Source organism: Pseudomonas corrugata (assembly GCF_050920615.1).
GTDB lineage: Bacteria > Pseudomonadota > Gammaproteobacteria > Pseudomonadales > Pseudomonadaceae > Aquipseudomonas > Aquipseudomonas corrugata.
The window spans coordinates 694,251-705,426 of record NZ_CP130434.1; the positions used below are offsets into that span (position 1 = coordinate 694,251).

The 11,176-nt window shown below is 62.1% G+C and carries 10 protein-coding genes; 7 read left to right on the top strand and 3 right to left on the bottom strand.

What is annotated here, in order from left to right; translation table 11 throughout:
• Positions 1 to 2: 2 nt before the first annotated feature.
• Genes gspH through gspM form a run of 6 tightly spaced genes read left to right on the top strand, consistent with a single transcriptional unit; the run spans position 3 to position 3,772 of the window.
• A complete protein-coding gene (gene gspH / locus QZH45_RS03030; RefSeq protein WP_024779892.1) occupies positions 3 to 470 on the top strand; it encodes a type II secretion system minor pseudopilin GspH in 468 nt (155 codons plus the stop codon).
• Positions 463 to 846 carry a type II secretion system minor pseudopilin GspI gene (gspI, locus tag QZH45_RS03035; RefSeq protein ID WP_024779891.1) on the top strand — a complete coding sequence of 128 codons (384 nt, stop codon included), beginning with the start codon at positions 463 to 465 and terminating at the stop codon, positions 844 to 846. The genes gspH and gspI overlap by 8 nt, the downstream gene beginning before the upstream one ends.
• Entirely contained in the window at positions 839 to 1,372 is a 534-nt protein-coding gene (locus tag QZH45_RS03040; RefSeq protein ID WP_024779890.1) for a type II secretion system protein GspJ, read from the top strand. Before gspI ends, QZH45_RS03040 begins: the two co-directional genes overlap by 8 nt.
• The gene (locus QZH45_RS03045; protein WP_024779889.1) at positions 1,369 to 2,214 is read left to right on the top strand and encodes a type II secretion system protein GspK; all 846 of its coding nucleotides are present in this window, start codon (positions 1,369 to 1,371) and stop codon (positions 2,212 to 2,214) included. Before QZH45_RS03040 ends, QZH45_RS03045 begins: the two co-directional genes overlap by 4 nt.
• Positions 2,214 to 3,317, top strand: coding sequence for a type II secretion system protein GspL (gene gspL / locus QZH45_RS03050; protein ID WP_024779888.1), 1,104 nt, complete (start codon positions 2,214 to 2,216; stop codon positions 3,315 to 3,317). The genes QZH45_RS03045 and gspL overlap by 1 nt, the downstream gene beginning before the upstream one ends.
• On the top strand, positions 3,317 to 3,772 hold the full coding sequence (gspM, locus tag QZH45_RS03055) for a type II secretion system protein GspM (RefSeq protein ID WP_024779887.1): 456 nt from the start codon (positions 3,317 to 3,319) through the stop codon (positions 3,770 to 3,772). The genes gspL and gspM overlap by 1 nt, the downstream gene beginning before the upstream one ends.
• A gap of 153 nt (positions 3,773 to 3,925) precedes the next feature.
• Here gspM and QZH45_RS03060 read toward each other — a convergent pair whose 3' ends face one another.
• The gene (locus tag QZH45_RS03060) at positions 3,926 to 5,203 is read right to left on the bottom strand and encodes an MFS transporter (protein ID WP_024779886.1); all 1,278 of its coding nucleotides are present in this window, start codon (positions 5,201 to 5,203) and stop codon (positions 3,926 to 3,928) included.
• Between the two features lie 119 nt (positions 5,204 to 5,322).
• Between QZH45_RS03060 and QZH45_RS03065 the strand changes: the two genes are divergently transcribed.
• Positions 5,323 to 6,237: a LysR family transcriptional regulator gene (locus QZH45_RS03065; protein WP_024779885.1), complete on the top strand. Its 915-nt coding sequence runs from the start codon at positions 5,323 to 5,325 to the stop codon at positions 6,235 to 6,237.
• A 127-nt stretch (positions 6,238 to 6,364) separates the two neighbouring features.
• On the opposite strand, the gene QZH45_RS03070 is transcribed toward QZH45_RS03065, so the two are convergent.
• Together QZH45_RS03070 and QZH45_RS03075 are read right to left on the bottom strand one after the other, a co-directional pair.
• Positions 6,365 to 10,378, bottom strand: coding sequence for a dermonecrotic toxin domain-containing protein (locus QZH45_RS03070; protein WP_024779884.1), 4,014 nt, complete (start codon positions 10,376 to 10,378; stop codon positions 6,365 to 6,367).
• Positions 10,379 to 10,718: 340 nt separating this feature from the next.
• Positions 10,719 to 11,165, bottom strand: a complete 447-nt coding sequence (locus QZH45_RS03075) for a hypothetical protein (protein ID WP_024779883.1) — start codon at positions 11,163 to 11,165, stop codon at positions 10,719 to 10,721.
• Positions 11,166 to 11,176 lie beyond the last annotated feature (11 nt).

The window sequence follows — 11,176 nt, forward strand, 5'->3', positions numbered from 1 at the left end:
GCATGGGCCGTCGCTGCAGGGGGTTCACGTTGCTTGAGCTGATGGTCGTGATTATCTTGATTGGGGTCTTGGTGGGTATGGTCAGCCTCGCCATCGGGCCGAGCCCGGCGCGTGAGGCCCGACAGCAAGCCCAGGACTTCGTCCGTGTGGTGCAGCAGTTGCGCGAGCGAGCGGTGCTGGATGGGTTGGAATACGGTGTGCGGGTACAGCCTCGCGGCTATCAGGCCGTGCGACTCGACGTTCGCGATTGGACCGCGGTGGCGCCCATGCAGCGGTTACCTGAAGGCATGACGCTGGGGCTGGAGCAGGACGGTCATGTCTGGGTCCTTGACGAGACGCCAGGCGCACCGCAATTGCTGATGCTCAGCAGCGATGAGATCAGCCCGTTCAGGTTGCTGGTGAAAGTCGCCGGCCAGCGTATCGCGCGGGTGTCGAGCGATGGTCTGGCGGAGCTGTCTATTGATGAGTGAGTTTCGCGGACCGGCCGCTTGCAAGGGATTTACCTTGCTGGAGGTCATGATCGCCCTGACGATTTTTGCGACGGTGGCAGCGGCGGCGCTGTCGGCCAGCCAGTTTGTGCTCAGGCAAAGTGTCGTGCTCGAGGAACGCCTGTTCGGCGCCTGGCTGGCCGACAACCAGTTGAGCGAGCTGCGCCTGCAAGCCGCCGCTGCGCCGGGCCGCCAGCACCTGACCCGATCCATGGATCGTCGCGACTGGACCTTGCAACAGCGTATCGCCGCGGCCCGCGACCCGCGTCTGCTTCAAGTCGAGATCCAGGTCAGCCGCGCCGACGGCTCGTCCGCCCTACACCAAGTGACCGGGTGGATCCGCAACCGTCATGAATAGACAGTCAGGGTTCACCTTGTTGGAACTGGTCATCGTCATCGCCCTTTTTGCGTTGCTCGGCCTCGCCGGTTGGCGTTTGTTCGACGCCGTCGTGCGTACTCAGCAAGGGGCCGGTCAGCATGAGCGCGAAATCAGGGCCTTGCAGCGCGCCGTGGGCGTGATCGAGCGCGATGCATGGCAGGCCGTGGCCGGGTCTGTCGTGCTCGCGCCGGGGCACCTGCAATTGCAGCGCAGCCACTGGCGCAATCCACTGGACCAGCCCCGCAGCGAACGACAGACGGTGAGTTATCGGCTCGAAGGTGCAGCGTTGTGGCGCGACAGCTTTGGCGAGGGAACGGCCACCCTGCAGCGGCAGAAACTGCTCGATGATGTCCGCAGCCTGAGTTGGCGCCTGTTTGATTCGCAACGGGGTTGGCACGGCGAAGCCGCGGGCGACGGCTGGCCGCTGGCATTGGAACTGAACGTGTCGACGGGGCGCTTCGAACAGATCCGTCGGGTCCTGCTGTTGCCGGGAGCGTTGCCATGACGCATCAACGCGGGGTGGCATTGATCAGTATGCTGCTGGTGTTGAGCCTGGCGTTGTTGCTGGTCGGTGGAATGTTGCGCAGCCATCGCCTGTTGTTGCACAGCAGCGCGCAGCAGCTGCAACAGGTCCAATTGCGCCAATTGGGCCTGGCCGCCGAGGCCTGGGCGCGCGCCGTGCTGGAAGACAGCGTGGACACCCAGGCCGGGCCCGTCGACCTGAGCCAGGACTGGGCCCGGCTGGCGCTTTCCCTGGCGCTGGATGACACCGGAATCGACGTTGATATCGAAGACCTGTCCGGGCGTCTGAACCTCAATCCATTGTTGGCCCGCGGGCAGATCGATCAAGTGACCTTGGGACGGTGGGCCCGGTTGCTCACCCTGCTGGATTTACCGGCGCTGTCGTTGCCCCAGGTCGGAGCCGTCCAGGAGTTGAGTCAGCTGCGTTTGTTACCCGGTATCGACGGTCAGACCCTGCAACGCCTGGAACCGTGGGTGGCAGTGCTGCCCATGGACGCGCAACTGAATATCAATACCGCACCGCAGCGTGTCCTGATGGCCTTGGACGGCATGGACGTCGGCGCTGCAAACGCCGTGATCGCGCGGCGTGCCGACACCCCCTACGCCAGTGTCCAGGCGTTCACTGGCGACCCATTGTTGTCCGGCCTGGGCCTGAGCAGCCATGGCTTGGGCGTGAGCAGCCGCTGGTTCCGGATCACCGTGAACGTGACTCAAGCGAACCGCCACCTGCGCCTGGCCTCGGACATCGAGCGTGATCCGGTGACTGGCCTCTGGAGTGTTCGCCAGCGCCGTTTCTTACCCATCAGCCCCAGTGAGCTTCCTTGATGAAAACCTGGCTTTACCTGACCGCCGAAGGCATGGGTGCCCCGTGCGCCAATTGGCGTTGCTGTGTGTGGTCGCCCTCGGGTGAACGCCGCTGCCTGCCTTTGCACGAAGCCGCTCGCGAGTTGAGCGGGCGGGTCGTCGATGTGCTGTTGCCGATGGAAATGTGCAGCTGGATGCGTAGCGATCCCTGGCCCTCTCGACGCCAACCCCGACCCCAGGCCCTGGCATTCGCCATCGAAGAGCAACTGAGCGAGAACCTAGAGGCGCTGCACATTGGCGTTGGTCTACGGGACCGTCAGCAGCGCTATCCGCTGCTGGTGATCCAGCGGGCCCGGTTCCAGGCACTGCTGGCGTTGCTCGACGCCCATGGCATTGATGCCCGGGCGATCCATGTCGATGCTGAGCTGATCGCTGAGGACAAGGCTTTCGGGGTGCGCTGGTTCGGTCGCTGGCTGCTGGGTGGAGCGCTACCGGCGCGGATGGCGCTGTCGGTCCAAGCCTTGGCAACGCTCAAGCCGAGTCTGTCCGGGGACATCCACTGGCTGGACGAGGCGACTGACCGCCCCGGCATCGACGAGTGGTTGCTGAGCACCGAGGGACATCCCATCAACCTGTTGCAGGGTGAATTCCGGCGGCGGCGTCAGCGTCTACCCTGGCGCAGTTCGGCGATGGCCGTGCTGGGCATGTTTGCGCTGACCTGGGCGTTCGATGAAGCCCGCATCGGTTTTCTGCACAATGAAACCCGACGCCTGTATGCGCAAGGCGAGCAGCAATTCAGGTCGCTCTATCCCGGGCAGGATCCCAGCGTTGACCTGGCGGCGCAGTTCCAGGCATTGCAGCAGCGTCGCGGTCAAAACCAGGTCACCCAGGTCAGTCGGCTGGCCCGCCTGACTGAACAGGTGCTTGGCGCCAGTCATGTCGAGGTGCAGCAGATCGAGTACCGAGAGCACGAAGGCTGGAAAATCCAGCTGACCGCCAACAGCTTCATCGAGCTTGAGCAACTGCGTGAACGCGGGCAGCAAAACGGTCTGTCCATTACCTTGGGCAGCGCCAGCAAGCAGAACAACCGGGTACAGGCGACCCTCACCCTGGAGGACAGTTGATGAGTCTCAGTGGATGGACGCGCCTGAAGCAGGCCTGGGCAAGCATGTCTGGCCGCGAGCAACGGTTGTTGCTGGGCCTCGCCGGGGTGGTCCTGATGGGGGTGGGTTATACGTCGATCTGGCAACCCACCCGCCAACGCCTGGAGATTGCCGAGCGCCAGTATCGCCAACAGGCGAAACTGACTGCACGGATCCAGCGCGCCGAGCCCGACCGGGGCGCGAGCGCCGCTCTGCGTCCGTTATCGGTACGAGTCAACGACGGTGCGACAGCGGCGGGATTGGACATAGCCGAAATGGAGATCGAGGGCGATTCGTTACGGCTCACCGTCACTGGCGATGCCAATCCGCTGCTGCATTGGTTGGATCGTCACGAACGGGACGGTGCGGCCGTGCGGTCGTTGGCCTTGGAAGCACGCAATGGCATGTTGGAGGCGCGGGTGGTGTTGCGTCAGTGATTGGCTGGACATGTGCCTGATGCCAGTCAGTTAGAAATCAAACGGCGCAAACCCTGTGGGAGCGAAGCTTGCTCGCGATGGGGCAGACCAGCCGACTTTGTTGCTGGCTGACTTACCGCAATCGCGAGCAAACTTTACTCCCACAGGTGGTGTTCAGACCGGCATGTTTCCTGGCAGCACCGGCAATTTCGCCAGTTTTACCGCCACCGACAACGCCACCAGCAGCAACGCACCGATGAACAGACCGACTCCGTTCCATCCACCCAGGTGCCAGGCCACGCCGCCGGCGGTGCCGGCCACGCTCGAACCGGCGTAATAGCTGAACAGATAAAGCGACGATGCCTGGCCCTTGGCGGTGAGGGCACGGCGGCCGATCCAACTGCTGGCGACCGAGTGGGCGCCAAAGAAGCCGAACGTGAAGACCAGCATGCCTGGGATCACCAGCGCCAGGGGCGTCGTCATGGTCAGGGCGAGACCGGCGAGCATCAGTGCGATGGTGGCCCAGAGCATTTTGCGTCGGCCGAGCCGGTCAGCCAGTGCGCCGACTTTGGCCGAGCTGTAGATGCCCGACAGGTACACCAGCGACAGTAGACCAACGAAGGCCTGGTCCAGATGATAGGGCTCGGCCAGCAGGCGGTAGCCGATGTAGTTGAACAGCGTTACGAAGGCGCCCATCAGCACGAAGGCTTCGAGAAACAGCAACGGCAGGCCGGCATCACGAAAGTGCCGGGTGAAGCCGTCCAGCAAGCTGCGTGGATGCAGCGAGCGTGGCCGGAAGTTGCGCGACTCGGGCAGGATTCTCCAGAACACCGCCGCGGCGATCAGGGCGAGGCTGCCGATCACCAGCATCGCGGTGTGCCAGCTCACAAAGTCGATCAGCACGCCCGTGATCAGGCGTCCGCACATGCCACCGATGGCGTTGCCGGCGATGTACAGCCCCATCGCCAGGCCGATGTGCTTGGGATGGATCTCTTCACTCAGGTACGTCATCGCAACGGCGGCCAATCCGCTCAACGACAGCCCCACCAAGGCCCGCAGCAGCAGTACGCCATGCCAGGTCGGCATCATGGCGCTGGCCACGGTACACAGTGCGGCGGCGAACAATGCGGTGACCATCACCGACTTGCGGCCGATGCGGTCGGAAATCGGCCCGGTGATCAACAGGCCGACGGCGAGCAGGCCGGTCGCCACCGACAGGATCAGGCTGCTTTGCGCCGCATTGACGGAAAACTCCCTGGACAGCAACGGCATCATCGGCTGCACGCAATACAACAGGGCAAAGGTTGCGAAGCCACCGCAGAACAGCGCCAGTACCGTGCGCATGAACATCGGCGTGCCTTTTTCTATGTAGATGTCCTTCAATTCGGTAACGACGGCGTCCTGCACGCGGGAGGGGATTTCAGGGGCCAGTGGCGCGACAGCAGTTTTCACGATGGACCTCGCAAGAGCACGATCAGGCAGGCAATGAAAAAAGCATATAGCTGACTAACGTTTCTATCCAATATATTGTTCGACCTGTTTAAGACGTTTAGCGACCTATTGGATGGCCCATGGAACTGCGTCACTTGCGTTACTTCATCGCCGTGGCCGAGGAGCTGCATTTCGGCCGCGCCGCGCTGGCTTTGGGTATTTCCCAGCCGCCCCTGAGCCAGCAGATCCAGGCGCTGGAGCAGGAGATCGGCGCGCGCTTGTTCGAACGCACCAATCGTCGGGTCGAGTTGAGCGAAGCCGGGCGGCTGTTCCTCGAAGAAGCACGGCGGGTGCTGGCCCAGGTTGACAAGGCCGCCGACGTGGCTCGGCGTGCCCAGCTGGGAGAACTGGGTGAGTTGAAGATCGGTTTCACCTCTTCGGCGCCATTCAACTCCACCATTCCCCAGGCGATTTTTTCGTTTCGCCAGCGGTTCCCTGCCGTGCACTTGAATCTGCGGGAAATGAGCAGTACCCAGGTGGCCGATGCGTTGCTGGATGAAACGATCGAGATCGGCATCATGCGGCCCCTGCCGCTGCCCGATGCCTTGAGCGAAATCGAACTCAGCCGCGAACCGCTGGTGGCGGTGCTCAGTGCCAAGCATCCGCTGGCCCAGAGCAGTGACGAGGGACTGTTTCTTTCGGCACTGGCCCAGGAGCCGTTCGTGTTCTTCCCCCGCAGTTACGGCAGCGGCCTCTATGCACAACTGCTGAGCCTGGCCCGTGACGCCGGCTTCAGCCCCCACTTTGCCCAGGAAGCCGGCGAAGCCATGACCATCATTGGCCTGGTGGCGGCAGGGCTGGGGGTTTCGGTATTGCCGGCGTCTTACCAACGGATACGGGTCGATGGCGTGGTCTACCGGCCATTGCTCGATCCGGCGGCGGTGTCGGCGGTGTGGTTGGTGCAGCGTAAGGACCAGCGTTCGCCGATGGCGAAGGCGTTTGTGGAGTTATTGGCTAAAAATACCGGTATTTCCGGTTCTGAAAGGACGGCTTGAAAAAGGCCGCCTTTGGGCTAATGCCGATCAGTTAAGCCACAAACCTGTGGGAGCAAAGCTGCTCCCACAGGTTTTGTGCCGTTTGATCCTTAACTGACTGGCATTACGCGTCTCGGCGCCCTTTTTCTTAGCCTTCCCAAACCGTCGCAGGGCCATTGGCGTGGTAGTCGTAGAACCCTCGGAGTATCCAGCTATCGCCCTCGCGTTCAAACGCGGCGCGCCATGCGCCTTTGCCACCGCCCGGGGTCAGTTGGGCCATGGTGTACCAGTAATATCGGTTGCTCTTCTTGGTGGTTACCCTTCCCGCGCGAATATCTTCGGTGATGACTCGGACCCTGGTTTTCGCCGCCTCTGAGAAGCTGGCGTAGGACATCTGGGCTTCGGCCAATGGGCTGGTGGTGACGGTGAACCTGTCCGGTGCCGGCGATGGAGTGGGTAGAACCGCAGGGGTGACGGTGGACGGTGTACCTTCCACTTTGTGGGTTCGAGCCTGGGTCACGATCTCGATATCGAACGGTTCGTAGTTGGCCAGTGTACGGCTGAAGTCCGTGATGTCTTCCCCAGTGAGCAGCATGACGTTGCGTTGTGTCCGCCCTTTGTTGGCAATGATATAGGGCACTCGATTGTTTCTGATTTCCGTCAGCAGTCCGGGTTTGTGCCTGCGCAGCTTCTCTTCCCGCAGGGCTGTAATCAACTCGTTATAGTATTCCTCCGAGGCCGTGTATTTTTCCCGGGCTGCCTTTGTTTCCGGATCATTTCCGGGGAATCGCGCCTGCGTCTTGGCATCCAGTCTGGCTTCCACGGCATCCAACATGTCCCGGGTGTCCTTGGCTATTTTGTTCATGGCCGCCTTCTTCCTCCCGCCTGGGAAGGTGAAGGCCATGAATACCGCGCCGGTAATGTTGTCCGTTATAACCGTTGTGTTGACCTTGATCCGGTCTTCGGTAAAGAACACGTTTCTGTGCGCGAGTATCGTGTCGTATATTTTTATTTTCTGGGTCTCGCTCAGGTCAATGTTGGACACGTTTGCTTCGATGTCTCGACTACTGAGGAGGACGATGCTCCATGTATTCATCTTGTCCAATAGTTGCATCTGAATGGCTTTGCGCCTGGACAGGTCGCCCCGCCCCCAGGTCAAGTCATCTATTCGTGCGCGGTAAGCGTTGATGTCGGCCGCACCGACATCCACCATGCTCTCGCGCAGTATGCGTTCGGACAGCGCTTCAGGCATGGAGTCGAAGATGGCTTTTGCGGTGCTGATCGCCTCATGGGAGGGGTAGCGGTTCATCACCAGAACGCCCTCCACCAAGGCCTCGCAGGTGCGTTGTCGTGGGGTTTCCGGGGGGCGACTGAACAGGCTCTGGAGCGCGCCACCTCCGTGCAACCGATGTCGCTCCTCAATGCGCCAACGGTCATTTTCCCACGTGACCGTTCGCTGGTTCGAGCGGTTGTCCGGCGCGTAGATGATCCGTTCGCCGGCCTGGATCGCCGTTTTGTAATAGCCGTTCCCAAGCTTCAGGTAACCCTGCCCGTCGGCGCCCCTGTACCGGTGGCGTCCCTCGGCGATCAACCCATGCCCGTTGAAGCCTTTGAGCCGATAGTGTTCCAGCTCTGGATCCGGCATGCGGGGGAGGGAGGACAGGGCCGGGCGTGCCTGTTTCCGACGGCGTCCCGCGCGGGCCATGATCAGGTCCTGCCCGGCTTCGGCGATGACCTCTCCCAACCCGCCGATGAAATCAGTGGCCCATTGACGGACGCTGCAGCCCTCATCATCGATCGCTGATACCGCGGCACCGCCGGCCATGGTCGGCAGGATCGCGCGGCCCAATATGCCGCCCAACCGGCCCACCGGGAACATGGACATGGCGCCCGTTAGCAGCATGACGGCGTTTCGGCGCCCTTCCTGTGCGGACGCGCTGTCGCGCTCGGCATTGGACACCGTGAGCATTTCCGCGGTTTTCATCCCGTGGGTGATCTGCGTTTCGTGCAGCACCTTGAACAGGTCCGCTTCCACCACCGGCGAGGCGATTTTCTTTGCGAAGTCATTTTGTGCCCGGTCCTTGGTCCAGGCGAAGACGGAACGCGTGACCTTCCTGATCTTCTCCTCGAACGTCAGGTCCTCCGACATCGGCACCAGGCTGGCTAACTGCTCGGCCTGTTCCAGCAGCGGCAGGTGCGAGATCAGCCAGCGAGCCATCTGCGGTGTGGCGGTGAGGGTCTGCACCAGGGCGGCTTCCAAGGTTCGGCTGCTGGCCGCATCCACGTCCCGGAACGTCTTGCCGTCCGGTGCCCCTGGCGTGTACAGCGTCAGCGATGGACGGCTCGCGAGAGTCTTGACCCCGAACGCCAGTATTTCTTTAAGCACGCTATCGCCCCAATGCAGCTGACGGACCACCACCTCGTGCCCGCTGACCTTGCCGCGACCTGTCGCCGTGGGGCTGTCCAACGCCGCGGTCACCAGCTTCAGCCCGGTATTGTCGCGGTCATGCCGCAGGTCGCCGGAGATGTGGGCCGCCCACACCTGGGCTCGCATCTGTTGTGCTTTAAAGGCCATCCATTGCGCCTGGGTTTGCCGGGCTACAACTTGCAGCTCGGTCGGCAACCGGGCGCCGACATTGGCCCTTTCGATGACCTCGACAATCTGCGCGAAACTCAGCGGCCCTTCTATGGCGGGCCGAGGGGCATTGCGTTCATCCAGGGTCAGGTTGGACATCGCCCACTCTGTCAGGGAGCGGCGGTCGTCGATGATCCCTCTGACGCTGCCTTGGGATATCCCGGACCCAAACGGTGACCCGCCCGTGGGGGCATGTGGATCGACCAATTGCTTCCTGATGCTCAGTGACACGTCTTCAGGATCGACCGGCGGGTATTTCTCGCGGATGACACCGGCCAACAAGGTGCGGGCCCGGGCATGCAGGGCATCCGGGGTGGCCAGCGTCACGGGGTCTGGTGCCGGGACCGTTTCCACCAGGGTTGTCTGCACCGCCTGGGTCGCCTCCCACCACGCCAGACGGTCGCCACCGGTGACGTGGGGGTTGGCGTGCAACCAGTCATCGAGTTTTTTCAGGCTCAGCCGCAGTTCACGTTCATCCAGGGCGGCAGCCAGATCCAGTCGATTGCCCAATTCCGCCATTGCATCCAGCCTGCTCATCCAGGCGTCGATCTCCTCCGCTGCTGCGGGGCCATTGAGAAAAACGTTGCCGACGGCGTTCCTTTGCGCCGTCCGCAGTTCGCTGACCAGGCGGACGAGAAAGTGCTCGGCAATCGGTGCCGTTTCGATCTCGCCTCCGGGTTCGCCGTCTTCCAGCAGGCTGGCCTTGAGTGCTGCAAGGTCCTCGTGAATGTGCAGCGGTTCGCCCGGGCGATACAACACCGCGCCACCCGACTCGCTGGCATTGTCGTGTTGGGTCAGCACCACGGCCATGGGGACCGGCACGCTGACAGCCCACCCTGGCGGGATCAGGCTCAGGCTATGGACGCCGGGCCGCTGGTATTCCGGGAATTGCCCACGAGACGCCGCGTCTGGCGCCAACAAGGCGCGCTCCACCAAGGCCTTGTGCATCGCCGGGCGCAGCGTGCCGTCCAGCTTGTGGAGGTCCGCCTGGGCCTTGAGCTGTACGGCCCATTCATCGGCCAGCCAAGTGCTGACGCTACGGCTCTGACTGAAATCGGTGGGTTCGGCCCAGAAGTCGTCCAATGCCTGGGTCAACAATTGTGTGCCCGAGTCGGGCGTGATGCTCAGCAGCTGCTTGAGTTCTTGCTTGGCGTCACTGCTGTTCAGGGCCGTGGGCATATCCTTGGCGTAATTCTGATGGATGACGAGGTCAATGTTGCCTGGTTCGTCGAGGAACTCGCGGACATTCAACCTACCCGCAATCGCTTGCCAGAAAAGCGTGTTGAGGCGGGTCGTGGTCTCTTCCTTTCGCCTGCACACGAATATTTCCTTGGCGGTGACGTTGCCAGGCAGGGCGGGGAAGGTTCTGTTGAACCAGTTATCCAGATACTCCTCCAGCACCTTCGAGGCACGTGGGACGGCGTCGTTCAGGCGGATCATCCGTTGCTGCGAGGTTTCCAGCAGGTTTATCCGCGCGGAACCCGGGTTTGTCGGGCTATCAGTCCGTGAGGGGGTGTTTTCCAACATGTGCTCTTCCTGAGAGAGTTTTCGGAAGAACAACCTATTGAAGATGGACGATGACTGGGTGGTAGATAGATACCGCACGTGGCGGTGTCGGGCGGGGTAGGAGGGACAGTGGCCCTTCAAGAAACCTGTACCGGATACATATCCCTTGTGGGAGCCGAGCTTGCTCGCGATAGCGGTGGATCCGTTGGCATCGCTGTCGACTGACCTGCTGCCATCGCGAGCAGGCTCGCTCCCACAAGGGGGCTGTACCAGGCGCAGGCGTTTGGCTCACTGAGAATCCACTGTGGGAGCGAGCCCGCTCGCGATGGCAGCAGGTCAGTCGACATCAATGCCCGAGGGCTTATTGCACCTTCGACAGATCCCCTTTCAATGCAACGCCTGCCATGATCGCGCCGGCATGGCATTCATAGGTTGCAGGGTCTTTGCGCTCGTTGCTCTTGTAGAAGCTGACGATGTTGGTCACGGCGTTGGCGCCTGCATTCTTGGCTGCCTGGTGCAGGCTGATCAGCGCCGATTGCAGCACCCATTCGCAGGCTACTTCGTCGGATTTGTTGAAGGCGTTGGTTTTCTTGTTGGTCACCGCACCGGGGCTGACCACGGTGACGTTACCGGCCGGTTTGTTGCCCGCCAGGTAGAATTTCACGCTGCCGTCGATCTTGCCGGTGCGGATGGCTTCGGCGACGACCTTGTCGAAAGGCAGGTACAGCGCGGTATCACGGGCCTGGCTGAGAGTCGGCAGGGTGCTGAGCAACAGGGCGGCGGTAACGGCGATTTTCTTCAGCGACATCATGGTCTCCT

Excerpts from the sequence above, each read along its gene's own strand:
- QZH45_RS03040 (WP_024779890.1), top strand. The coding sequence starts at position 839 with ATGAATAGACAGTCAGGGTTCACCTTGTTGGAACTGGTCATCGTCATC.
- gspL (WP_024779888.1), top strand. The coding sequence starts at position 2,214 with ATGAAAACCTGGCTTTACCTGACCGCCGAAGGCATGGGTGCCCCGTGC.
- gspI (WP_024779891.1), top strand. The coding sequence starts at position 463 with ATGAGTGAGTTTCGCGGACCGGCCGCTTGCAAGGGATTTACCTTGCTG.
- QZH45_RS03070 (WP_024779884.1), bottom strand. The coding sequence starts at position 10,378 with ATGTTGGAAAACACCCCCTCACGGACTGATAGCCCGACAAACCCGGGT.
- gspH (WP_024779892.1), top strand. The coding sequence starts at position 3 with ATGGGCCGTCGCTGCAGGGGGTTCACGTTGCTTGAGCTGATGGTCGTG.
- QZH45_RS03045 (WP_024779889.1), top strand. The coding sequence starts at position 1,369 with ATGACGCATCAACGCGGGGTGGCATTGATCAGTATGCTGCTGGTGTTG.
- gspM (WP_024779887.1), top strand. The coding sequence starts at position 3,317 with ATGAGTCTCAGTGGATGGACGCGCCTGAAGCAGGCCTGGGCAAGCATG.
- QZH45_RS03075 (WP_024779883.1), bottom strand. The coding sequence starts at position 11,165 with ATGTCGCTGAAGAAAATCGCCGTTACCGCCGCCCTGTTGCTCAGCACC.
- QZH45_RS03065 (WP_024779885.1), top strand. The coding sequence starts at position 5,323 with ATGGAACTGCGTCACTTGCGTTACTTCATCGCCGTGGCCGAGGAGCTG.